General features: G+C 44.7%; 21 protein-coding genes. 16 read left to right on the forward strand and 5 right to left on the reverse strand.

The window, feature by feature from the left end:
* The gene (gene glpG, locus L1D15_RS18090; protein WP_239876608.1) at positions 1-831 is read left to right on the forward strand and encodes a rhomboid family intramembrane serine protease GlpG; all 831 of its coding nucleotides are present in this window, start codon (positions 1-3) and stop codon (positions 829-831) included.
* A gap of 34 nt (positions 832-865) precedes the next feature.
* On the opposite strand, the gene L1D15_RS18095 is transcribed toward glpG, so the two are convergent.
* A complete protein-coding gene (locus L1D15_RS18095; protein ID WP_239871197.1) occupies positions 866-1,273 on the reverse strand; it encodes a flagellar basal body-associated protein FliL in 408 nt (135 codons plus the stop codon).
* A gap of 164 nt (positions 1,274-1,437) precedes the next feature.
* Between L1D15_RS18095 and L1D15_RS18100 the strand changes: the two genes are divergently transcribed.
* Together L1D15_RS18100 and ubiA are read left to right on the forward strand one after the other, a co-directional pair.
* The gene (locus L1D15_RS18100; protein WP_239876609.1) at positions 1,438-1,977 is read left to right on the forward strand and encodes a chorismate lyase; all 540 of its coding nucleotides are present in this window, start codon (positions 1,438-1,440) and stop codon (positions 1,975-1,977) included.
* Positions 1,978-2,835 carry a 4-hydroxybenzoate octaprenyltransferase gene (gene ubiA / locus L1D15_RS18105; protein ID WP_239876610.1) on the forward strand — a complete coding sequence of 286 codons (858 nt, stop codon included), beginning with the start codon at positions 1,978-1,980 and terminating at the stop codon, positions 2,833-2,835. It begins immediately after the preceding gene.
* Positions 2,836-2,890: 55 nt separating this feature from the next.
* Here the strand turns inward: ubiA and plsB are convergent, their stop codons facing one another.
* The gene (plsB, locus tag L1D15_RS18110; protein WP_239839007.1) at positions 2,891-5,326 is read right to left on the reverse strand and encodes a glycerol-3-phosphate 1-O-acyltransferase PlsB; all 2,436 of its coding nucleotides are present in this window, start codon (positions 5,324-5,326) and stop codon (positions 2,891-2,893) included.
* 206 nt (positions 5,327-5,532) lie between these two features.
* On the opposite strand from plsB, the gene L1D15_RS18115 reads away from it, so the two are divergent.
* The 4 genes from L1D15_RS18115 (at position 5,533) to dinF (ending at position 9,000) form a co-directional block, all read left to right on the forward strand.
* The gene (locus L1D15_RS18115) at positions 5,533-5,895 is read left to right on the forward strand and encodes a diacylglycerol kinase (RefSeq protein ID WP_239871185.1); all 363 of its coding nucleotides are present in this window, start codon (positions 5,533-5,535) and stop codon (positions 5,893-5,895) included.
* A gap of 98 nt (positions 5,896-5,993) precedes the next feature.
* Positions 5,994-6,608 carry a transcriptional repressor LexA gene (gene lexA / locus L1D15_RS18120; RefSeq protein WP_239839009.1) on the forward strand — a complete coding sequence of 205 codons (615 nt, stop codon included), beginning with the start codon at positions 5,994-5,996 and terminating at the stop codon, positions 6,606-6,608.
* A gap of 190 nt (positions 6,609-6,798) precedes the next feature.
* Positions 6,799-7,617 (forward strand): class I SAM-dependent methyltransferase, encoded by an 819-nt coding sequence (locus L1D15_RS18125; RefSeq protein ID WP_239839010.1) that lies wholly within the window; start codon positions 6,799-6,801, stop codon positions 7,615-7,617.
* A gap of 27 nt (positions 7,618-7,644) precedes the next feature.
* Positions 7,645-9,000 (forward strand): MATE family efflux transporter DinF, encoded by a 1,356-nt coding sequence (dinF, locus tag L1D15_RS18130; RefSeq protein ID WP_239876611.1) that lies wholly within the window; start codon positions 7,645-7,647, stop codon positions 8,998-9,000.
* A 42-nt stretch (positions 9,001-9,042) separates the two neighbouring features.
* Here dinF and sthA read toward each other — a convergent pair whose 3' ends face one another.
* Positions 9,043-10,473 (reverse strand): Si-specific NAD(P)(+) transhydrogenase, encoded by a 1,431-nt coding sequence (sthA, locus tag L1D15_RS18135; protein ID WP_255905945.1) that lies wholly within the window; start codon positions 10,471-10,473, stop codon positions 9,043-9,045.
* A 252-nt stretch (positions 10,474-10,725) separates the two neighbouring features.
* Between sthA and fabR the strand changes: the two genes are divergently transcribed.
* The 3 genes from fabR to L1D15_RS18150 all read left to right on the forward strand — a co-directional run bounded on the left by fabR (position 10,726) and on the right by L1D15_RS18150 (position 13,284).
* A complete protein-coding gene (gene fabR / locus L1D15_RS18140; RefSeq protein WP_239871174.1) occupies positions 10,726-11,367 on the forward strand; it encodes an HTH-type transcriptional repressor FabR in 642 nt (213 codons plus the stop codon).
* The gene (locus tag L1D15_RS18145) at positions 11,367-11,747 is read left to right on the forward strand and encodes a YijD family membrane protein (protein WP_239839014.1); all 381 of its coding nucleotides are present in this window, start codon (positions 11,367-11,369) and stop codon (positions 11,745-11,747) included. The genes fabR and L1D15_RS18145 overlap by 1 nt, the downstream gene beginning before the upstream one ends.
* 277 nt (positions 11,748-12,024) lie before the next feature.
* A complete protein-coding gene (locus L1D15_RS18150) occupies positions 12,025-13,284 on the forward strand; it encodes a site-specific integrase (RefSeq protein WP_239876613.1) in 1,260 nt (419 codons plus the stop codon).
* Positions 13,285-13,568: 284 nt separating this feature from the next.
* Here L1D15_RS18150 and L1D15_RS18155 read toward each other — a convergent pair whose 3' ends face one another.
* Positions 13,569-15,104 carry a PAS domain-containing protein gene (locus L1D15_RS18155; RefSeq protein ID WP_239876614.1) on the reverse strand — a complete coding sequence of 512 codons (1,536 nt, stop codon included), beginning with the start codon at positions 15,102-15,104 and terminating at the stop codon, positions 13,569-13,571.
* Between the two features lie 1,033 nt (positions 15,105-16,137).
* Here L1D15_RS18155 and L1D15_RS18160 point away from each other — a divergent pair.
* On the forward strand, positions 16,138-18,105 hold the full coding sequence (locus tag L1D15_RS18160) for a methyl-accepting chemotaxis protein (protein ID WP_239876615.1): 1,968 nt from the start codon (positions 16,138-16,140) through the stop codon (positions 18,103-18,105).
* A gap of 427 nt (positions 18,106-18,532) precedes the next feature.
* Here L1D15_RS18160 and L1D15_RS18165 read toward each other — a convergent pair whose 3' ends face one another.
* Positions 18,533-19,411, reverse strand: a complete 879-nt coding sequence (locus tag L1D15_RS18165) for a hypothetical protein (RefSeq protein ID WP_239876616.1) — start codon at positions 19,409-19,411, stop codon at positions 18,533-18,535.
* Between the two features lie 385 nt (positions 19,412-19,796).
* Between L1D15_RS18165 and L1D15_RS18170 the strand changes: the two genes are divergently transcribed.
* The 5 genes from L1D15_RS18170 to L1D15_RS18190 all read left to right on the forward strand — a co-directional run bounded on the left by L1D15_RS18170 (position 19,797) and on the right by L1D15_RS18190 (position 22,636).
* A complete protein-coding gene (locus L1D15_RS18170; protein WP_239876617.1) occupies positions 19,797-20,441 on the forward strand; it encodes an inovirus Gp2 family protein in 645 nt (214 codons plus the stop codon).
* A gap of 60 nt (positions 20,442-20,501) precedes the next feature.
* Positions 20,502-21,185 carry an inovirus Gp2 family protein gene (locus L1D15_RS18175; protein ID WP_239876618.1) on the forward strand — a complete coding sequence of 228 codons (684 nt, stop codon included), beginning with the start codon at positions 20,502-20,504 and terminating at the stop codon, positions 21,183-21,185.
* Positions 21,186-21,238: 53 nt separating this feature from the next.
* Positions 21,239-21,838 (forward strand): inovirus Gp2 family protein, encoded by a 600-nt coding sequence (locus tag L1D15_RS18180; protein WP_239876619.1) that lies wholly within the window; start codon positions 21,239-21,241, stop codon positions 21,836-21,838.
* Between the two features lie 73 nt (positions 21,839-21,911).
* The gene (locus L1D15_RS18185; protein WP_239876641.1) at positions 21,912-22,112 is read left to right on the forward strand and encodes an AlpA family transcriptional regulator; all 201 of its coding nucleotides are present in this window, start codon (positions 21,912-21,914) and stop codon (positions 22,110-22,112) included.
* A gap of 86 nt (positions 22,113-22,198) precedes the next feature.
* Positions 22,199-22,636 carry a ribonuclease HI gene (locus tag L1D15_RS18190; protein ID WP_005424717.1) on the forward strand — a complete coding sequence of 146 codons (438 nt, stop codon included), beginning with the start codon at positions 22,199-22,201 and terminating at the stop codon, positions 22,634-22,636.
* Positions 22,637-22,804 lie beyond the last annotated feature (168 nt).

Below are 22,804 nucleotides of genomic sequence, written 5' to 3' on the forward strand. Positions count from 1 at the left end.
ATGATAAGACTGATTTCGATTTCCAATCCGCGTATGGCACAAGCGTTCATTGATTATATGGCCTCGCGCCGTATTGATGTGAAAATGATGCCGGAAGGAAGTGGTCAGTTTGCACTGTGGCTCAGTGACTCTCAACATCAGGTGGAAGTCGAGGCTGAGCTACAGCACTTCCTCGATAATCCAAGTGATAGCAAATATCAAGCTGCTTCGTGGGAGATGGCAGAGACGTGCACCAGCCAATTTAGCTACCAGTCGCCGAGTATGTTGTCGATGGTCAAAGCCAAAGCAGGTCCGATAACATTAGCGGTTATGTTGATCAGTGTTGTGATTTTTACCTTGCAGCAGTTTGGCGCTGGGCAAGCAGTGTTTTCAGCGTTGCACTTTCCCGCCCTCGCTGGACAAGAATGGCAGTTATGGCGCTGGGTCAGTCATGCGGTTTTGCATTTTTCTGTCGTACACATAGCGTTTAACTTGTTATGGTGGTGGCAGCTTGGTGGTGATATTGAACAGCGCCTAGGAGCGAAAAAGCTTTTACAGCTATTTTTGGTGTCGGCAGCGCTTTCTGGAGCAGGGCAATACTGGGTTGAAGGTGCAAACTTTGGTGGATTGTCAGGTGTCGTGTATGCCTTGGTTGGGTATTTATGGATGCTCGGATACAAAGCCCCTCAGCTTGGCTTGAACATACCTAAACCGGTTATTGGTTTCATGTTAGTGTGGCTGGTGTTGGGGTTTGTTCAGCCGTTTATGGCAATTGCTAATACCGCTCACCTGGTGGGGTTACTTTCTGGAGTTGTATTGGGCTTGGTTGATGCCAGCCGAGCCAGAACATAAAAAAGCGGCTTCGGCCGCTTTTTTGCTCGTCAGGTTATTGATAGAGGTACTTGGTAAACAACAAGTCAGCAATAATGGTTCGCCCTGTTTCGGGTAGTAGAATCGAGTTCAATTGCTCGACTAAGTTTTTACGTAAGTCTTCACGACCAGCTAAAGAGGTGATCGTATCTGAAGACTGCTTGCCAAGTAGCTCGATCACCGCATCTCGAATCAAAGGCTGGTGAAGCTCGATGATTGCTAAGTCACTTTCGTTGGCCACCATGATATCAATACGAACCTGAATGTAGCCCAGCTTTTTGCCTTGGGTATAGAAATTAGTGGTGAGATCTGGCTCAAGAGTAAAGTACGCCAGTTTCGGCTCTCCGCTTTCTTCTGCCATGGATGGAAAACTGGTCAAGACGCACAAGGCGACAAATATTTGGACTAAGTAACGTTTAATCATATTTCTGTCTTTTCTTTCTTCTAATCACGATACTCGAATCGCCTGAGTCTTGTTACAATAGAGCATCTATTTGTAATAATTATGCGTTAAACACTCGATGAGTGGTTAACAACAAAGATCAAAGCTTTATTGTACGATGATAAGGCTACTTATTGAATACTAGTATGAATCAATCTACTTCGCTTTATTTATCTGCCCTTCGTCAGGTTGAATGGCAAGATCCTGATAAGTTTAGCTTTCCTACACAGAGTGCGGAAAATTGGTTGTTAGAACAGGGCTCATTGTCACGTTTATTGGAGTCCCACTGCCAAACGTTAAGTGTCGACTTATTGCACAACAAAGTGGTTAAAGCTGAGAAGCTCACGCCACAGGAGATTCAGTTACTGGCAAAAGAAGAATGTTTGCTGCGTAAAGTGGTCTTGAAAGGCGATAAGCAACCTTGGGTGTTGGGCAGAACCTTGATCCCACAGTCATCAATGGATGGTCAACAGTATGATCTGACCCGTCAGGGAGAGATCCCTCTGGGGCTCACGGTGTTTAATGCCGAAAATGTCCAACGTGATGCACTCCAAGTGGGCTGGGCAAAAACGCCCGATGGTGAGTTTCTTGCTCGTCGCTCTCGTTTATGGATGAACCACAAACCTATGTTAGTGGCAGAGCTGTTTTTGCCTACTGCACCAATGTACTCAAAGGAGAGCGTGTAAATGACGACGGCCACTAAAGCTCAGGCGTATTGGCAGTTGATGCGCATGGATAAGCCAATTGGCACCTTGCTGCTACTTTGGCCAACCATGTGGTCGTTAGTGATCGCGGCACAAGGCTTGCCTGATCCCATCGTGCTGGTTGTGTTTGCCCTTGGCGTATTGTTTATGCGTTCAGCGGGGTGTGTGATCAATGACTTTGCGGATCGTAAAGTGGATGGCCACGTTAAGCGTACCAGTGCGCGACCTCTGCCTTCTGGGCGTGTAACATCAAAAGAGGCTCTCGGCTTGTTTTTAGTGTTATCGGTGGCGTCGTTCTTATTAGTGCTGACGATGAACGCATTGACCATTCAGCTCTCTTTTGTTGGGTTATTTCTCGCCTTTATTTATCCTTTTATGAAGCGTTATACGCACTTACCTCAGTTGTTCTTGGGGTTAGCTTTTAGTTGGTCGATTCCGATGGCTTGGGCTGCTCAAGCGAATGAACTACCTACGATGGTGTGGTTTATCTTCGCGATCAATGCGTTGTGGACGATAGCCTATGACACGCAATATGCGATGGTTGATCGAGATGATGATTTGAAAATTGGTGTTAAATCGACAGCGATTCTATTTGGCCGCTACGACAAAATGATCATAGGAGCATTGCAGCTGGTGACGATGGCGATGTTAATTACGCTGGGTAATTGGTATCAACTGGGAGCGAGTTACTACTGGAGCCTATTGGTTGCGGGCGCTTTGTTTGTTTTTCAGCAGCACCTTATCCGTCATCGTCAGCGAGATTTGTGCTTCCAGGCATTTCTCAACAATAACTACGTTGGGATGGTTATTACTATCGGATTGTTGACGGCATTCTGGTAAGCAAAAAGGAAGGGCATCCAATGAGGATGCCCTTTTTATGTGTCTTACTCAGTGATCACACGGCTTCACTTACCTGACAAATACTTTCTTTTATTGTCAACCGCACTTCGGGATAAAGCATCGAATAAAGAAGATCGGCAAGTATCTGACTTTTATCCTGATCGCAATTGCCTTCATTGTCCAAATACGCTTGCTGTTTGAGAGTGGTAAACATGGACGAGAAGACACCTTTATCGAAAAACTCCGGTGCGTTGATACCATGCAAACGTCCCAAACGTTGTGCGATTTCTTGGCTCTTTTGCTCTAGATCCGCTTTACCCAGCTCAGGGTTGGCTGTCAGCAAGTTGAGAGTGATTGAGTAACGTTGCAAAGTTTCTGTGATCGTGCGGCCTAGCAGCATCAGCACCTGAGTATTCCCCTGCTTAAGTGACACGTTTTGCTCCGTATCAATCACCACCAAACCAAGACGAGCAATCTCTTCGATGTAGGCTTCGGTAACATCGCCAAGCTGCTCTTCTTCAATACTCAGGAACAACTCTTGTTTTAAGAATGGGTAAACCAAGGCCACATTGGCTTTGATTTTTTCCAGGTTCAGCTGCTGATGACGGATCAGCATTTGTGCGATGAGAGATGGAATTGCGAACAAGTGAATAATGTTGTTGCGATAGTAAGTCATCAGAATGGACTGATTGCGATCAAGAGAGACAATGTCGCCCATGGTATCTGACTCAATCACAAACTTATCTAGTGACTCGGCATGTTTGACTAGCGCTTCTGCATCCTCACTTGGCACTGTATACGTGGATGAATATGGCACGTTCTTAAGTAAAGAGAGGTAACATTCGATTTGTTTCACTAAGCTGTCGCGAGACAATGCGCGTTGACGTGAAGCCAGCAGCGCGGTAGCACACAAAGTTAATGCGTTAGTTGCAGCGGCATCATTGATGTGCGTCATCATCTTAATCGCAAGGTCATTGACCACAGGGTTTAGCCATTGTGGCTTGGTTGTGCCCATTGGGTCTATGTCTTGTGTCCATTCTGGCGCGTTCTCATTGAGATATTGATTCAGAGGGATAGGTTCACCAAAGTTCACGTAGCCCTGGCCGAAGTTACGTAGCTTACGAATTGTTCGTAGGACCAGCCCAGCGTTTTCTTTTTCTTTACGCTTACCACGCAGTTCCTTGGCGTAGGTGCTGACTTCCATTACGTGTTCATAACCAATGTATACTGGCACCAGTGTCACTGGGCGGTTGAGACCACGTAACATGGCTTGAATAGTCATCGCCAGCATGCCAGTTTTTGCCTGCAGCAGTCGGCCTGTACGTGAGCGTCCGCCTTCACTGAAGTACTCTACCGAGTAACCTTTTGAGAATAGTTCTGCGAGGTATTCACGGAAAATGGTTGAATAGAGTTTATTGCCTTTAAAGCTACGGCGAATAAAGAACGCACCGCCCCGACGGAATAGTGGTCCAGCTGGGAAGAAATTGAGGTTAATACCTGCTGCGATATGCGGAGGTACCATGCCTTCATGGTACAAGACGTAAGACAGCAGTAAGTAATCCATATGACTGCGATGACATGGAACATAAACAATCTCGTGGCCGTCTTGAGCTAGCTTACGCACGGTTGAGGCATTGTTTATGTTTAAGCCCTGATAGATACGGTTCCACAGCCAGCTTAGTAGTCGATCGCCATTTCTGACCAAAGAGTAGGAAAAGTCAGCAGCAATTTCATCCATGATGTTGTGAGCTTCTTGGCGCGCTTTATCAAGAGATATTCCCTTCGCTTTCGCCTCATCTTCAATTACTTTCTCAATCGCTTTGGACTTCATAAGACGATTAAATAGCGCTTGACGATTGGGTAAGTTAGGGCCAGAGGCCGCAAGCTTTTGCCGCGAGAAATGGATACGTGCGACGCGGGCTAACTTGTGCGCTATCGCCGTGTCGGTGCCGTGTGAGTCTGCCATATAACGTAAAGACACTACGGGGCTGATACGTACCAAGCAATCTCGACCTGATCTTAATACAGCTAACGCTTTTTCGGGGCCATTGAGTGACTGCAAGTAAGGCGTTTGCTGTGACTCTTTTCCTGGTTTCCGACCCCATAATACGGTGGCAGGAAGGACTTGAACGTCCAGTTCACGGTCAAATTTGTGCTGTTCTAGTAAATCAGAGAAGAGCGCAATGGATTCGTTAGGAACGCCTTGGTCGCTATTCATCACAGTTTGACGTGAAGAGGTAAAGACATAACGCTGGAACGACTTACCATTGATCTCGACGGGTTCAAGTGGATCTGGTAAGCCTAAGCGAATGACCTGCATTTGTAGCGTGATTAAATCGACACTTGAGCGATAAGGCAGGGCATAGATAATGGGTTTGTTTACATCAATGCTATGATCTTCAATAGGATTTGAAGGAATCGCGGTTCCTTTGACCATCACCGACAAAGGCAGCTTTAGTAAGGAACTCGATAGTGGTTGTCCGGAAGACATAAGGTTCTTGGCCTCAAAAAAACAGATAAATCGCAAAAGCCGTGTTCCATCTTCTTTATTGTAGAAGCAGACGCTGTACTTAAGCTGATATTTTCAAGGCTGCAAGGATATCAGAAACTGGTCGAACCTTTTACTGTAAATTGAACACGAAAACGCCAGTTTCACCAAACTCAAATCATCTACTTAATAATTCAAGAGAAAATGCTGTGCCGCAAAAAACACTTCATGGTTTTAAACGTATTAAAAATGCCACCCGTTACTCATGCCAAGGCTTAAAGGCCGCGTTTCAAAATGAACCTGCATTTCGAGAGGAAGTGGTACTTGCCGCGGTGATGATTCCCACGGCATTTTGGCTAGATGTCTCTCAAAGTGAACGCATATTGCTGATTGCGACTGTGATGCTGGTTTTGATTGCTGAGTTATTTAATAGTGCGATTGAAGCTGTTGTTGATCGTATAGGTCAAGAGCAGCATGAGTTGGCTGGTAGAGCGAAAGATATTGGATCAGCTGCGGTTATGATCACTATGCTATTGACTGGTTACGTGTGGGTGGAAGTATTGTTTTTCTAGTCAAAAGTTTAACTCTATCAAAAAACCAGCAATTGGCTTTTCATTTAAACCATTACTGGATATACTCACAGTTAACTGTATAAAAAGACAGGTGACTTATGAAGCCGCTAACGCCACGCCAGCAACAAGTATTTGATCTGATAAAGAGTAAAATTGATGACACAGGCATGCCTCCAACGCGTGCCGAAATTGCCCGCGAGTTGGGTTTCCGCTCTGCGAATGCTGCTGAAGAGCACCTTAAAGCTCTCGCGCGTAAGCAAGCCATTGAGATTATCCCTGGTGCCTCCCGTGGGATTCGTATCTTGCTAGAAGAGGCGGCTAATGATGGCTTGCCTTTGATTGGTCAGGTTGCCGCGGGTGAACCCATTTTGGCTCAGGAACATGTCGAGGCGCACTATCAGGTTGACCCTGCTATGTTCAAACCACAAGCAGACTTTCTACTGCGTGTGAACGGCGAAAGTATGAAAGATATTGGCATTATGGACGGGGACCTGCTTGCTGTGCATAAGACACAAGATGTTCATGACGGACAGGTTGTGGTCGCTCGGGTAGATGAAGATGTGACAGTGAAGCGATTGGAGCGTAAAGGTTCAACCGTGTTGCTGCATGCTGAAAATGAAGAGTTTGAGCCGATTAAAGTTGACCTAACTTGTCAGCACCTTGCAATTGAGGGCTTGGCGGTAGGTATTATCCGCAATACAGATTGGATGTAATACCCGTTAGTTATTGGCCGTAACGGTAGTTGTTTTCAACGTTAGTAATTAGAGTTACTGACGTTGAACGACTGATGACAGAAAAAATATCACAGTGACTCAGCCTTTTAGACTGAATTGAGATCTATTCTCAATATCTTGCCTTTGTAATTGATATTCATGATCATCTTCATTCTGGTATGGAAGGAAGATGATCATGACTGCTAAGCAAAAAGCATCAACTCATCGCTATCAAATCCCGGCTAATCTGCTGCAGCCTCTCTGGTTTCGCAGCAGAGAAAGCTTGGTAGATGATGGCTTAGTATACGACCCGATCGCGGCAAGTGCATGTCAGCGCTGTCAGCTTGCGCCGGAATGTTTATCCGGTGACGTCGATCAGAAACAACTCCTTCACGCTACCCTGACTCAAATTTGTGATGAGCAGGTCAACCATTTTATCTCTCGTAATCCTGATGGTTGGATAATTAACGTTGGTGCTGGATTGGATACACGCTTTTACCGTGTTGATAATGGACGCTGCCACTGGCTTGAACTGGACGTGACGGAGAATTTACTCTGGCGGCAAAAACTCTTCCATAAAAGTGAGCGTTACCAGCATATGTGTGGCAACGTTGACGACTTATCTTGGTTAGATAATTTACCTGTCCCAGAAAAATCCCCTGTTTTGATCGTTTGTGAGCATGCTTTGCTTGATTGCACCGAAAAGCAGGTAGGCAAATTCATACAGGCGTTGGGTTGCCACTTCGATTCAGCCAGAGCGTGTGTAGTGCTTGCTGGTGATTTAACGGCCAGTAAGTTAGGCCAAAAGACGGGAGCAGGCCGTTACAACCATGGCTACGTTTCTCCCGGAGATGCGACACTGAATTATCTGCCTTGGGCTCGCTGGGCGAAAACCTTCTCACCGCTTGATAAACACTGTGGGCGCTGGAAATTGTGGCAACGCTGGCTGACTAAATTCACTTCTCTGAAGCACAGACTTACTCCCGTAGTAGTTCAGCTTCGTTGGTAATCCGGTTACACTTTGCACTCTTCTTTTATGACGAGTGCAAACGTGCCATTACTTCAAACTCTTTCCGATAAAGCACTGCATAAGCAGGTTCTCCTGCTGGCAATTCCTATGGTGCTCTCCAACATTACCGTCCCTTTACTTGGGCTTGTTGACGCCGCGGTGATAGGGCACCTCGACCATGCTTGGTACTTGGGTGGCGTTGCTCTTGGCAGTACCATGATCAGCGTGACTTTTTGGGTGCTTGGTTTTTTGCGAATGTCGACAACAGGTTTGGCGGCGCAGTCCTACGGTGCTAAGGACGACAAGCAGCTCGGCTTAGTATTTGCTCAAGGCGTTGTGATGGCGCTAGGTTTTGCCTTAGTTTTTCTTATTTTTCACAAACTGATTGCTGATATGGTATTTGGGTTAAGTCATGCCAGTGATGAAGTTAAGCATTATGGAGATCTGTACTTTTCTGTCAGAGCTTGGAGTGCCCCTGCCGCGCTGGTGAATTTTGTTTTACTCGGATGGTTGTTGGGTACACAGAATGCACGAGATCCCATGTGGATGGTGATCATTGCTAACGTCACGAACATCTTTCTTGATGTCTTATTAGTGATAGGCTTTGGTTGGAAAGTTGAAGGCGCAGCCTTGGCGTCGGTGATTGCCGATTACAGTGGTATGAGTTTTGGCCTTTGGTGTGTATGGCGTACTTGGCATAAGCGTCAGCTACCGTCACTGGTCTCATTGTTGAAGGAAACTACCCACGGATTAAGCCGTTTTGTCAAACTCAACCGAGACATCTTTCTTCGTTCATTGTGTTTGCAAGCTACCTTTACGTTTATGACCTTTCAGGGGGCAAGCTTTGGTGATGATATTGTTGCGGCTAATGCGGTATTAATGAGCTTTTTGATGATCATTTCCTATGGCATGGATGGTTTTGCTTATGCGATGGAGGCTATGGTTGGCAAAGCCATTGGGGCTAGGGACAAACATCAGCTTAGTGCATCACTGGTAGGGACTTTTTTCTGGAGCTTGATCATTTGTTTGGGATTAACCCTTATATTTGGCTTTGCTGGTTCAACCCTGATCGGCATGATCACTGATATTCTTAGCGTCCATTATACTGCATTGGAGTTTCTGTCGTGGCTGGTGGCAATGCCATTGGTCTCGATGTGGTGCTTCTTGTTGGATGGAATATTCATCGGGGCCACTAAGGGCAGGGAAATGCGCAACAGCATGTTTTTAGCCATGTGTGTGTTCTTTGGTGTTTTTTTCGCTCTAACCAGCTTAGGTAACCATGCATTGTGGTTGGCGATGTTGAGCTTTATGGGGATGAGAGGTTTGACACTGGCGTTAATTTTTTATCAGCAGTGGCGCAGCGAACGTTTCTTTATCGCTTGAGATAAAGCCGCAGCGAAACTGCGGCTTTAGTCATATCTCGAATTAGAACAATCGGTTGAGACCATTCAGTGCTGCGACACGATACGCTTCGGCCATGGTTGGATAGTTAAAGGTCGTATTAACGAAGTATTCAATCGTATTGGCTTCGCCTTTTTGCTCCATGATCGCTTGCCCGATATGGATGATTTCCGCGGCACGTTCGCCAAAGCAGTGAATACCGAGAATTTCTTTGGTTTCGCGGTGGAAGAGAATTTTTAAGCTGCCGATATCTTTGCCTGCAATCTGCGCACGTGCCAGATGTTTGAAAGAAGAACGACCGACTTCATAAGGGATTTTCGCCGCCGTCAGCTCTTGCTCTGTTTTACCTACTGAACTGATCTCTGGGATGGTATAAATACCCGTTGGAATATCTTCAATCAAACGGCCGTCAGCTTGACCCTTGTTGATCGCTTGGGCAACAAATCGACCCTGGTCATAAGCTGCGCTCGCTAGACTAGGGTAACCGATCACATCACCAACCGCGTAGATATGTTCAACTTCTGTTTGGTAATTACTGTCGACTTTTAACTGGCCTCGAGAATCCGCATTGAGCCCCACCGCAGATAAGTTGAGCTTGTCGGTGTTACCAGTACGCCCATTGGCGTAAAGAATACAGTCAGCACGCATTTTTTTGCCCGACTCTAGGTGGATGATCACTCCATCTTCAGTGCCTTCAATTTTCTCATAAGTTTCGTCGTTGCGGATCACGACACCACTGTTCCAGAAGTGGTAGGAAAGCGCATCGGATACTTCGTTATCGAGAAAAGACAGTAATCGATCTCGGGTGTTGATAAGGTCAGTTTTCACACCTAAACCACGGAAAATCGATGCATACTCACAGCCGATAACACCGGCACCATAAATGATGATATGACGAGGATCGTGCTTCAGGCTCAAGATAGAATCGCTGTCGTAGATGCGTTCATGCATAAAGTCGACATCAGCTGGCTGGTATGGGCGTGAGCCCGTTGCAATCACAAATCGATCAGCGCTGTAGAGTTCTTCGGTGCCATCTGCTTGAGTGACGGCAATGGTGTATTTGTCCGTAAAGCGTGCAGTACCGAAAATCAATGAACACTGATTACGGTCATAGAAGCCTTGTCGTAGACGAGTCTGTTTATCAATCACAGACTTTGCGTGGCCCAGTATATTAGAAAAGGTCGAATGTAGGCTGGTGTTGTTATGGCAAAACAGCGGGTTGTTATTGAATTCGATAATCCGACTAACTGCATGACGCAGTGCTTTTGAAGGGATAGTTCCCCAGTGAGTGCATCCGCCACCGACGCTGCTCTCTTTTTCCACTATGGCGACATTGAGCCCCGCTTTGGTTAGCCCCATTGCTGCCCCTTCACCACCAGGGCCACTACCAATAACGATCACGTCAAAGTGGTTACTTTCCGCCATAACTTTTCCTTTGTTATATTGTCTTAACATTGCTTTAGCGAGATTTTAACTGATTTCACGATAGAGCACACGGTTGGCATACTAGAGAGTGGAAGTGATCACGCAGAAACTTACCAATCTGACTTTGGTACGGTGGTATGTCTCTAAACCAATGTTAAGTGGTTGAAAAAGATAGCAGGCTGAGTTTAATTGTCACGCGGTAGTCAAAGGTGACGATTTTGGCTTATGTCCTTAAGGCAATCGTTGTATATTAACTGCTATAAACAAATAAGTAGAAAACAGATGAAATCCATGGGAATCCGTGCACAGCAAAAAGAAAAAACGCGCCGTTCATTAATTGATGCTGCGTTTAGCCAGCTTAGCGCTGACCGAAGCTTTTCGAATTTAAGCCTGCGAGAAGTGGCTCGGGAAGCAGGGATTGCCCCGACCTCATTCTATCGTCATTTTAAAGACATGGATGAATTAGGGCTGACCATGGTTGACGAGGGAGGTTTACTGCTTCGTCAGTTGATGCGCCAAGCGCGGCAACGAATAGTCAAAGAGGGCAGTGTGATCCGCACGTCTATCGAGACATTTATGGAGTTCATTGACAACAACCCCAATGTGTTTCGTCTATTATTGCGAGAGCGCTCGGGAACATCGTTTGACTTTCGTACTGCGGTTGCGAGAGAAATTCAGCATTTTGCCGCTGAACTGACCGAGTATTTGATCAGCACCGGAATGTCGCGTGATGAAGCCTATACTCAGGCAGAAGCGTCAGTAACTCTGGTATTTAGCTCGGGCGCTGAAGCATTAGATTTGAATCGACGTGAGCGCGATGAGCTTGCGGAACGATTGATTATGCAATTGCGAATGATAGCCAAAGGGGCTTTATGGTATCGCAAAGAACGTGAACGTAACCGATTAAAAGGTGGGATTGATTAATGTCGAATGAAGTAAACCAAATTAATCGTGGTTCAGAGAAGAAAACCCTAGTATTGGCCTTAGTTGCTGGTATGTGTGGTGACGCTTTATTGTCTTGGCTGACAATGAGCGAAGTGTCTTTCTCTATTTTTCCACTGATTGCGCTTGTGCTGTCTGTGCAGGCGTTGTACCAAGAGTATCTACGTAACCCGGTCTCCGAAGACATTCCGCTGGTTGGCTTAGCATGTTTCTTCGTTGGCGCATTTGGACATTCTGCTTTTGTTAAAGCGCAGCATCCGGATGCGGGGTCTAACTTCTTTGCCATTATAGTATCGCTACTACTGCTGCTATGGATTGGTAAGAAGCTCGGCTTTATGGGCCGTTCCGCTAGCGCTGAGTAGTGTTACTTCTAACACAAAAAACGAGCCAAATGGCTCGTTTTTTTGTATTCGCTTATCAAGCTACGCTTTGCGTTCCAGTAGCACACCCGCTTCCATATGGTGGGTAAATAGAGCCTTTAGTCCGTCAAAGTCTACAGAGTAATATCTTTTAATTGTAAGGCTATGATTCATAATGCGTTTTATGATCTTATTGTCCGTTGGAGTCCAAAGCCGTACAATAGAAACTCGATGTTTCCCGTACCCCGCGCCGTACCCAGAAATGCAGAGGTTTCCAACGATGACGAAACGAATCAGTACCAATGCAACGTTGCAAGCATTGAAGCCACAGGATAAGGAATACTCGATCCCCGATAAGAAGGTCGAAGGATTGAACATTCGAGTTCGTCCAACAGGCACAATGACTTGGATCTTTCGTTTTCAAGTAGGGAAGAAACACGAAAAAATCTCTATGGGTCGATACATTAAGAGCAAACCAGAGCGCGGGATGACATTGGATCAGGCGCGAAAGGAAGCTGGCCGTTATCGAAGTTGGTTGGAGAATGGTAAGAACCCAAAGGTTGAACTGGATATAGAGAAACGAGCGCAAGATGAAGCGAAGACCTTTGATGATGCATTTATTAGCTTCGATGAGAAACGGCTATCAAAACAGCTACGGGGTGAGCAGTCGAGGACCATTTACAATCGAGATATCAAGCCAGTTCTCGGTAACATCAAATTGGCAGATTTAAGCATATATGACCTCAATAGGGTCTTTGATGCTAAGGTTGATAAAGACGGTAAGCGTATGGCGGGGGCCATTGGAGTTTGCCATAAAATCATCAATCAAGTGATTAACCACGCTCTAGCGCTAAATATGCTGGATACTCATCCTGCACCACAACTGAAAGCAAAAGACGTTGGCGGCGGCTCTAAAGTCACAAAACGTAATTTGAGCTTCTCAGAGTTAAAGACTTTGTTAACGAGTATGCCGTCATGGCGTACAGATCCCTCGAACATCCGTTTAATGCAGTTCCTACTTGGTTGTGGACAGCGTATTAGTGCTGTACTGGAAATGCGTTGGAGTGAATTAGATTTTGATGAGGGAATTTGGCTATTACCAGCCAGCTCAGAAGAGAGGCACACTAAAAGCCAAGACGCACGTAAAGTACCTTTAAGTGGCTACTTGCTTGCACTTCTAAAAGAGCAGCGTGCCAGTGTGCCAAGTAAGTGGAAGTTGGTATGGCCCCAGCTAATGGTCGATAAAGTGCAAGAACCTGCGGCAGTACGGGCATTGATAAAACGTAATCTACCCATCGATTTTGAGCGCTTTTCACCTCACGACTTGCGCCGTACCTTTATCAGTCGTTGTAGTGAAATGGGGTTAGATATCGTAGCGATTGAAAAGACAGTCGGCCACCAGCTGCCAGGTATGCTCAGAGTCTATAACCATCATGATTATATCGATGAGCAGTTGAAGGTTCTGGAGGCATGGGGTAACAAGTTGCAATCTCTAATGGAAACGAACGTCCACCCGTTACCTTCAGCTAAGATGGCTTAACTTACATAGCATAGAGTAAGAGTTGTGTTTCAGTAATAGTGCGTGCCCTTTTAATTCGTTGGCATGGATAACCGTTGTGTGGATTTGTTCTGTAGATTAGCAGTAGTGGTTGCTATTGCTATCAGATAGGGGGATCTTAATCCCTCATGTACGGTTAGTGTTATACTCGTGGCCGTTCCTTGTCTTGGCTAGCAAAGTTCTGTCCAGTATCTTCACAGTGACACTTTGTAACTCAGAAGTGCCCCAAAACTGTTTAGGGTAGATGCTCAAACGTACAGATCCAACTACGTAACCGTAAGCTCACAGATTGCAGCCACTAGTTGTTTGGATGAAAACGGTTTTTCCAAATAGGCATTCACACCCACTGCTTCACATTTGGGCCAAGCCTCGTGTTTGTTATCGGTCGATAAGACAATTATGGGCCGGTCATGATTAACGGAAGAAGCTCGGACTTGCTTCGTTAACTCTAGACCTCCTTGTATAGGCATATGTAAATCTGTAAGAATCACATCGACTTTCGTGTGTATCAATACATCCATAGCTTGCTGCGCACTCTTTACGGTGATTAACTCAACGGATGTCGGAGACAACATTGCCTTGAGTAAAACAAGGTTCATCGGTGTATCATCTACAGCGAGTATGGTTTTCTCCGCCAAGCTGTTTATTAAGCAAAGTATATCCGGCGATGAATGGCGTTTATTAGCCTCAGTTTTTGTCGCTAAGGAGGTTGGGATCACTATGGAGAACTTGGACCCCACCCCAAAACTCGACTGGACTTCAAGCTTACAACCCAATGTTTCGACGATTTCTTTTGAGATGCTCAGACCGAGCCCGGTGGAAGTTGCATCATCGTACTTTTCAGTGGCATCTTTTGAGAAAAAAGGTTTGTAGATGGCTGAGAGGTCATCTATACCTTGCCCAGAGTCACACACATCAACCCGTACTCCTTGAACGTGTTTTTCCAACACAACTGATATCGAACCCATAGCAGTGAATTTGATGGCGTTAGAAATAAGATTAATCAGTACTTGAAACATTCGGGAGCGGTCAGATAAAAGGTAATATTGCGTTGAATCCAATCGATTGATGACATCAAACTTCAGTCCTTTTTGTTCTGCTCTGTGAGAGAACAAATCGTATGCATCGTTTAATAAGGTAACCAAGTCATACTCACTGGACTTAATGTTCAACGAGGTATGTTGTAAACGGCTCGCGTCGAGTATGTTATTCACCATGTTCAATAGGTGAAAACCAGCATCACTGATGATCTTCAGTTTGTCCTGAATATCATTGGCGTTAGGTTCGTTTTGCACGACTTCCAATAACCCAAGCATTGCATGGAGAGGGGCGCGTAATTCATGTGACATAGTCGAGAAAAATCGCTCTTTTGCTTTGGTAGCTAATAATGCATCAAACTCGGCGCTTTTTAGCGCAGTCATATCCGCGTGGGTGCCTGTGAAACGTAGCGCGTTTCCTTCACTGTCTCGCTCTACCACTCTGCCGCGATCCAATATATACACCCAGCTTCCATCAGCATGCCTCATTCGATGCATATTCTCATAGAACTCGGTTTTGCCTTCAAGATGAGCTTGGATGTCGGCAAGGCAGGAATCCATATCGTCTGGATGAACGCGGGAGGACCAGTCATCCAAAGTCATGGAGAGATCGCTCATTTTTAAACCCAACATGTTAGCCCAGTTGGAGTCAAACACGACTTGATTGGTCACTGGAGACCAATCCCACATACCAAGTCGAGTACTATCCAAAACCAATTTTAATCTCTCGGTGGTGTTTTCAGTATTAAGTACTATTTTTTTCATGCTGAACGCTAACCCTGTTTCCCCACTATCGCTTCATCTGAGTATAGTCAACAACGCCCTATAGCCAGTTTTGCCTTCTCCATATCTCGTATGAAACGGTTTAGTTTGCTTGATCTTCAAATATAGTGAGTAGCTAGTGAGGTTGCGTAGATAAGCTAAAACGTTTCTTTCATCTTCGAGCTAGTTAATGTCGCTAGCTCAGATTTGTCCATCTTTGACTCAGCGAGATCTGCGCTGGCTCCATTTCTGTCCCAAAGTTTGTTGCGCTTCTAAGTACTTTAATAGAAAGTCGGCTAGTTCTTATATGCAAGAAGTAAGGCTCGGTAAAACTAAGCCCTGATCCTGTTCGCATTGTTCTCTATGGACATGCGATAGAGTTCATTGTTCTGCAGGATAGAAAGACACTTTAAACCCGCGGAGATTTGGATAAGACGTCAGAGATGACATACATGTATAGAGCAAGTACAAACGGGCCCATTAAGAGATTCCATATCTCTGTTCCAACAAAAATACTGGGCTCAGGAAAATCGAAGCGGGTTGCACCAATGACGACCAACCACCCTAGCGTTAGCTCTATAATCAGCACTATGAAAAAGACAGATAATATAACGATAGCTAGCTTATACGAAACAACGTTCTTTTCTTTGACAAAGTAAATTGCTAAGGGAGCTACAATTAGCGCTAACTCTATAAAGGGTATCATTCGCTTACCTCGACTGTCTTTGTGGGATGTCGTAGACAGTTTAATCATAGCTGAATAATAAACTCGCGACTGCTCGATACAAAGGAGCGTAACGCAGTAAAAAATGGGCACAGAGCGGAGAGGAAACACTATGCTAGTCAGAAATTATTTGTGCTTTTTTCACGCTATAACAACATAACAACATAACAACGAATTCGAACCTTCAACAATGGCGTTTTCTTACACTAAAGTCTTGCTACCCTGCGCATAGCATTTGGTCTACTATAATTGGATAATTATTACTAATTTTGTCGTTGGCTTTCAACAGCACAGGCGTTTGGAGAAAGCACTATGAAAGATAATGGACCCGTTACTCAGAGAGAAGTTTTCTTTGATGATAGAAACGATTTGGTTTCGGTCACCGACATTCAGGGAAAAATAAAGTTTGTTAACGATGACTTTGTGTCCATTAGTGGTTATTCACGAGAAGAATTGACAGGGGAAGACCATAATATTGTCAGGCATCCAGATATGCCGCCAGCCGCATTTAAAAGTTTATGGAGTAACGTTCGAGCAGGTAAAATTTGGCGAGGCATTGTCAAAAATCGCTGCAAAAATGGGGATCATTACTGGGTCGACGCTTTCGTATCCCCGATAATGAAGAAGGGTAAGCTGGTCGGTATACAGTCGGTCCGTTCACAACCGTCGAAACAACAGGTAGCTGATGCGGAAGCCTTATACAAAAGTATGCGCAGTAACGCCTCTCTTGATCTTCCTAGTCCAACAGTGATGGAGCGAGTTACATTCAACCAGTTTTTCTCACTCACTCATCTGATGTTGATTGTCGGCGGGGCACTTTTTGCGGGCCAATCTTTCTTTTCTAGCCACCTGACCAACGCTTTGGTCGCGGTGACTTTAACGGTTGTTGCCGCCCTCAATTGGTTCGTTATTCGACACCGAATCTTAACGTCGATGAAAGAGACCGAAGAGCTGGTCAAAAAGATGTCTCAAGGTGATTTGTCTACGAAAATCAACCTATCCAGACAAGACGAGATTGGTACTTTAAATCAATCGGTCAAAATGCTTCAAGCACGTTATAAAGCGATTCTTAGCCAAGTTGTTGGAGCGTCACAAAAAGTTGTCGAAGACTCAGACAGAGTGTCGTCGGACAGTTTCCACATGCAGCAGATGATGGCCTCACAATCATCCCACACTTCTCAAATCGCCAGTGCAATGACACAAATGGCGGCCACCGTGCAACAAGTGACGGAAAATACGATCCAAACCTCGCACACTGCGCTCGAAACGCAAAAAAATGTCCAGGCTGGTGATGAGCTTATAGAGCAGGGGTTAGAGAAGCTATCCAACTTCTTGGTCGAGCTAGATGCAACTATTACTCAGATAGCACATGTGTCAGAACAGAGCCAAAGTATAGGGCAAGTGACGAAAACGATAAGCGAGATTGCTGAGCAAACCAACCTACTGGCATTGAACGCCGCAATTGAGGCTGCTCGTGCGGGAGAGCAAGGACGTGGTTTTGCTGTAGTAGCTGATGAGGTGCGTAGTTTGGCACAGAGAACACAAACCGCGACAGAAGACATTAATTCGATGCTAGAAAGCCTACAGAAAGGCGTTCAAGACTCATCGACAAGAATTTCCGAAAACAACACTCTTGCTCAGGCGGCCTATGAGGGTGTCTCTAAAGCCAGAGAAACGTTCTCCGATATTATTCATCAAGTCAGCCATGTCAATGATATGAGTACGCAAATAGCGGCGGCATCGGAAGAGCAATCTACAGTCGTTCAAGATATGAACAAGTCGGTAGAAGTCATTAGCGAAAAAAGTGTTCACACTGAAGAGAGCGCCCTTCATCTTCAGAACAAAGCCAAAGCGTTAAGTCAGCAAGCCTTAGAACTAAGAGAACAATTAGCAGACTTCAAACTAGGTGGTGTTAAGCGCATTGATTTCACTGATATTAAAAACGCCCACTTAGCGTGGAAAACGAAGGTTCGTTCTTACTTGAATGGTGATCATGAAGCACTAGACAAAAAAGTCGCCTGTGATCATCATTTCTGTGCATTGGGCAAATGGTACTACAGAGAAGGGAAAAGCCTTTATGGTTCTGAGGCCACATTTAAAGCTCTAGAACCACCTCATGCGAAACTACATGGTGTCATTAAGGATGTACTCGAATTGATAGACCAAGGTCAACACGAAGATGCGAATAGAGTCTTTGAGCAAATAGAGCCAATATCGAAAGATGTTGTGCGTAAAATTTCCGATCTTGAACGAGCAATTAATCAGAAAATATCACGATGAAATGACACTTAGTGAATTGTTTCTTGAAAAACATGCATCAATAAGTTTCGGTAACATCGACAAACTTATATACATTGCTATTTGTTTTTGAATAAAGGTTTGGGCTAGTTTTACTATTTAACTTTTGTACTCTTTACATAAAAGGATTTTAAGCTATCAAGATATTTTTTAGTCCAGAACTAGCAAGTTAGAATCCTTACTCTAACGCGTTTTTGTCCAAAACCTTTCCAGCTGGCACTTCGTAACTCGAAAGTGTCCAGACGTGAGTTAAACTGAGCACATGGGCTAACGTGCTAGTTTGTGTTACGTAATCAAAATTGCCATGTCGTGTGCGAATGACTTATATTTTTAGTCACTAAAAAGTATGGAGAGCTTCCAGAAACTATGTCTCTTTGGTGAATACTCTTAATAGAGCTCTAGGTAACTTTCACACTAAAACTTTAAAGATTTGCTGCAAAACGGCTGGTGGTATCGGGTCCTTGCTTTTCACGATGAAATTCTTTAGATCGAGCCGTAGATCACTCAAGATTTCCAAAAATTGAAAATAACGCTTTTCAGGGGTGTCTTGCGATTGAGGTTCAGAACTTTTTTGTTGCTTTTTCTCTGACTCTCCCTCGGGCTTTTTTGGGGCAAAAAATTGTGACGAAAAAGTCTCTGTTACCTGTATAAAAGTGCCAAGACTGAGATTACCCCGTTTAGTTTCTTCTGTGTACAGCTTAACATAACCGAGTTCTTTGAGGCGTTTTAAAGTATCGGATACACGGCGAACACTCATCCCTAAAATGACCGCCATCTTGGTTTTGCTTATCCCTAATCCTAGGGTATTACGGTCAATATTCTTGGCTAAAAATGAGCAAACCAGAATCGATGCTTCCGCAGCTTCATAGCGAAGGCTTAGCTCGCTTTTCCAAAATGTGTTGATAATTTTGGTTTGATTAATCTCTCTTTCGGAATAGTTTTCTGTCGGCATATGGCTTCTTGAAATGGGAGCGTACGGTAGCAGAATAATCCATTTTTGACGTGCTAGAGATGGGTGTTTCTTGCATAGATAGGTCTCACGAAATTGTCCCATGGTCTTAACTCGACGCAACTCTTCATTGAAATTGGTTCTCTTTTGGGCACCAAATGGTAGAGGCATTGCTATGAGTTTTTTCTCCTTTTCGTTGTAGAAATAGTATTTGCTTCTGGTATCGAAATCGTTAATCAAATTGATGATATTCACCTCAGCGTCAGCATTGATAGCTGGCGTTTCCAGTATGGTCGGTACTTCTGAACGATTGGCTTCGTCTTTGTCAGTTAGTGTCATTCATTTACCCTGATTGTATGCAATAAAAACCGTAATCCGACGGTCAGGAAGTAATATTTTAATTGTAAACTATCACTTTTTATGTGAGTAAACTCTAGAAGAAAAAATGCATGAACCGAGATTTTTACAAAATAAATAGGGTTAACTGGATAGATTTAGATGATGTGAAGGCTCAGTAATCACCTAAAAATAGAAGGTGAGTAAATTGAGGGGGGATCGGTAATTAATAATATACCTACCCATCTACTAACCTAATCCCACACCTCAACCAACGACCTCATCACACGATATCTTGGTAGGGGATGGGTTCCCCTACTCAAAGAGAGACTTAGAAAATAACGTCACTCACAGTACCTATGTCATTAACAAAACATAGGTCACCATCATGTCTAAGAATCTAACCATCACACACGAACCTACTTTCAACGGAAACAAGGTATACATCGACAAGGAGGGCTTGGTCGTTGAATACCTAGAAGGGATCGAATCAGTCCTTGAGAAAGCTCTAGAGCAATACGCGAGACTTTTTATCGTTCGAGTAGACCTTAACTTACCAACAGACTTTAGAGGGGATGATTCAGCAGTGATGACTCGTTTCTTTCGATCTCTTAAGTCTCAGGTAGCGGCATATCGAAGACGTAGTGCTCGGTTAAATGGCAAACCCTATCGAGAAACCACCATTCGATATGTCTGGGCGAAAGAGTGTGATACCTCAACAAGCAGCCACTATCATGTTGCACTTATCTTTGACAGAAACGTATTTCGTTCTTTAGGGGATTTTGGTGAATATCAGCAAAGTTTGGCTAACCGTATCCGTAATGCTTGGAAGCGATCTGTGGATGCCATCTACTCAGGCAAAGAGAAACCCTCTATCCATTTCTCCAAACAAGGCCAGTATCACTTACTACGTAACTCTGAGGAGTTTGAGGAGGTGTTTCAGTCCGTCTTTTATCGACTAAGCTACCTAGCGAAGAGAAGAACGAAGCACTTTGGCAAACGAATGAACAACTTCGATCATAGCCGTAAGTAGCTTAAAAATAACAGCAGTCACAGTTCCTGTGGGATTAACAACAAACCATAGGAACTCATCATGCTTAATCACCCTAATGTTACTCACAACCGCTTAGAAGCGTCTAACCACCTCACCATCACCCATGACAGAACGTTTAATGGAAAGCCACTCTACTACCACAAAGGTGGTCTTATCGTTGAGTACTTGGAGGACATCGACCGAGTGCTGACTGAAGCGCTCGGCCAATATCCTAAACTTTGTGTCGCTCATTTTAATGTACGTCTACCAAGTGACTTTGATGGAAACCATTTTGAGGTATTCAGTCGTTTCTTTCGTACCTTGGAGTTGGAAACCAATGAGTTGTGCCTAATGAAGTACAGGCGTAGGCCTCACCAATATCATCAAACGGTCATACGCCATGTTTGGTTCAAGGCGTGTGAGTCCACCAGCCAGTATCACCTTGTCTTATTTTTTGATAAGCGGCTATATCATTGTTTAGGCAAAAGCTGGGACGGGAGGAGTCGCTACTTGTCCAGAGTCAGTAAAGCATGGGATAGAGCTGTTGAAGAAGACCATGGGAGAAAATGTTCAGGACTGGCGTATTCTCCATCTGATGACGTGTACGAACTTCTAAAAGGGGATGAAGCGTTCCCATTACAGTTAAATGAGCTCTTCTATCGGGTGAGTCGTCTCGCGAAGCCTAACACCAAACACGCCGATAACCGCAGCATGAGTTTTGGTTGCAGTCATGGCTCACCTTAAAAAATACAGCGCGAGTAATACCTATGTCATTCACACACTCAGAGGTATTACTCATGTCTAACAATACTTACCTTCCCAACATTACCCATTCAAAAACGTTTAACGACTTCCCCGTATTTTTCAGTGACAAGGGGTTATACGAATCGGCCTTAACCAGAATGACGGAAGTCTTTGAACAAGCAATGGAGGAGTTTGACGCGGCTTTGGCAACGCGTTTGGATTTGTTTCTACCAGAAGACCATCAAGATACCGACCTCAGCATCATTAACGATTACTTTAAGCTGCTTAAAGAAAAGCTCGATACGGAGTCTGTGTTCTATGTATGGCGTAAGCGAGAGGACAAGGTGCCATCCAACAACTACCGCGTGATGCTGTTTACTGACTACAGCCAGCATTTTGGCCCCGCCATTTGCTGGGAAAAACGCAACGAATTGGTTGAGCACCTTAAAGAGGCTTGGCAAGAAGCGATAGAGAAGCACTACAGCGGCAAAGCGCGCTCATTGGTGTTTCTCAATGACCGAGGCAACTATGGCTTAGGGACACGCTGTAGGGAGCAGGACAAGAACATCAAGCGTTGTGTCTTTCATCGCATGAGCAGTCTTGCTGAAGCATGGAATGAGCAGCGTTACTTCTTTGGCTCTAGTTCAGATTAGACCGACTGCACTTTTTTACATTGGCGGCTTATCACATGGGTATATACAAAGTAGGAGACGATTCCCAATGACAATGAGATTTCTACGAATCCAAGACGTGATGTCACTAACAGGGCTAGGCCGTTCCACTATTTACAAATTCATGGCCGATGAAACCGACTTCCCAAAGAGTGTGCCACTCGGTGGACGAGCAGTGGCTTGGGTAGAAAGTGAAATTGAGGAATGGATGGAGTCGCGTCTGCGTATGCGAGACAACCAAGAATCCTTTCAGTAACACAAACATCAAATCAAACCAAACCATCAACGGGGCGCTGGCTAAGTAAAGTCATGCGCCCTTTTTCAATTAGAGAGAGATAAAAAATGAGTTATTCAATTTACGTAGACGGCGCAGCACCAAACAACCAACACGGATGTACACGAGGTGGCATCGGGCTGGTGGTCATGGATGAAGACAATGAGATTGTTCATGAAGAGAGCTTCACCATCAATCGAAAAACTGACAGTGCTGAGCTTGAGCTACTGGCCTTAATCGAAGCCTTGGAATACGCAGAGGATGAGGATGTCATCTATTCGGACAGTGATTATTGTGTAAAAGGTTTCAACATCTGGATGGACGATTGGAAAGACCGAGGTTGGCGTCGAGCGGATAAGAAACCCGTTAAGAACCGCCAACTGTGGCAACAAGTGGATGAGTTGAGTTCTAGGAAGTATGTCGAGGTATTTAAGGTTAAAGCTCACTCTGGTATCGAAGGGAATGAGAGAGCAGACTTGTTAGCGGTTGAAGCCGCTACTGAATAGAAAGTACTGGGTAAAAAGCGGAGTGTTGTCATCAACACTCCGCGCACTCTTATTCTGTTTTTTATCGATAATATATAACTCAATATCGATGAATTGCGACGAAAGACCGGATAAGAGAATAGGTACACTTGGAGCACTGCAAATTTAATGTGAGTCTTATCACGATAG

The sequence above is a fragment of the Vibrio sp. Isolate25 genome, assembly GCF_022398025.1.
GTDB lineage: Bacteria > Pseudomonadota > Gammaproteobacteria > Enterobacterales > Vibrionaceae > Vibrio > Vibrio coralliilyticus_A.

Excerpts from the sequence above, each read along its gene's own strand:
- glpG (WP_239876608.1), top strand. The coding sequence starts at position 1 with ATGATAAGACTGATTTCGATTTCCAATCCGCGTATGGCACAAGCGTTC.
- L1D15_RS18095 (WP_239871197.1), bottom strand. The coding sequence starts at position 1,273 with ATGATTAAACGTTACTTAGTCCAAATATTTGTCGCCTTGTGCGTCTTG.
- L1D15_RS18100 (WP_239876609.1), top strand. The coding sequence starts at position 1,438 with ATGAATCAATCTACTTCGCTTTATTTATCTGCCCTTCGTCAGGTTGAA.
- ubiA (WP_239876610.1), top strand. The coding sequence starts at position 1,978 with ATGACGACGGCCACTAAAGCTCAGGCGTATTGGCAGTTGATGCGCATG.
- plsB (WP_239839007.1), bottom strand. The coding sequence starts at position 5,326 with ATGTCTTCCGGACAACCACTATCGAGTTCCTTACTAAAGCTGCCTTTG.
- lexA (WP_239839009.1), top strand. The coding sequence starts at position 5,994 with ATGAAGCCGCTAACGCCACGCCAGCAACAAGTATTTGATCTGATAAAG.
- L1D15_RS18125 (WP_239839010.1), top strand. The coding sequence starts at position 6,799 with ATGATCATGACTGCTAAGCAAAAAGCATCAACTCATCGCTATCAAATC.
- dinF (WP_239876611.1), top strand. The coding sequence starts at position 7,645 with ATGACGAGTGCAAACGTGCCATTACTTCAAACTCTTTCCGATAAAGCA.
- sthA (WP_255905945.1), bottom strand. The coding sequence starts at position 10,473 with ATGTTAAGACAATATAACAAAGGAAAAGTTATGGCGGAAAGTAACCAC.
- fabR (WP_239871174.1), top strand. The coding sequence starts at position 10,726 with ATGAAATCCATGGGAATCCGTGCACAGCAAAAAGAAAAAACGCGCCGT.
- L1D15_RS18145 (WP_239839014.1), top strand. The coding sequence starts at position 11,367 with ATGTCGAATGAAGTAAACCAAATTAATCGTGGTTCAGAGAAGAAAACC.
- L1D15_RS18150 (WP_239876613.1), top strand. The coding sequence starts at position 12,025 with ATGACGAAACGAATCAGTACCAATGCAACGTTGCAAGCATTGAAGCCA.
- L1D15_RS18155 (WP_239876614.1), bottom strand. The coding sequence starts at position 15,104 with ATGAAAAAAATAGTACTTAATACTGAAAACACCACCGAGAGATTAAAA.
- L1D15_RS18160 (WP_239876615.1), top strand. The coding sequence starts at position 16,138 with ATGAAAGATAATGGACCCGTTACTCAGAGAGAAGTTTTCTTTGATGAT.
- L1D15_RS18165 (WP_239876616.1), bottom strand. The coding sequence starts at position 19,411 with ATGACACTAACTGACAAAGACGAAGCCAATCGTTCAGAAGTACCGACC.
- L1D15_RS18170 (WP_239876617.1), top strand. The coding sequence starts at position 19,797 with ATGTCTAAGAATCTAACCATCACACACGAACCTACTTTCAACGGAAAC.
- L1D15_RS18175 (WP_239876618.1), top strand. The coding sequence starts at position 20,502 with ATGCTTAATCACCCTAATGTTACTCACAACCGCTTAGAAGCGTCTAAC.
- L1D15_RS18180 (WP_239876619.1), top strand. The coding sequence starts at position 21,239 with ATGTCTAACAATACTTACCTTCCCAACATTACCCATTCAAAAACGTTT.
- L1D15_RS18185 (WP_239876641.1), top strand. The coding sequence starts at position 21,912 with ATGAGATTTCTACGAATCCAAGACGTGATGTCACTAACAGGGCTAGGC.
- L1D15_RS18190 (WP_005424717.1), top strand. The coding sequence starts at position 22,199 with ATGAGTTATTCAATTTACGTAGACGGCGCAGCACCAAACAACCAACAC.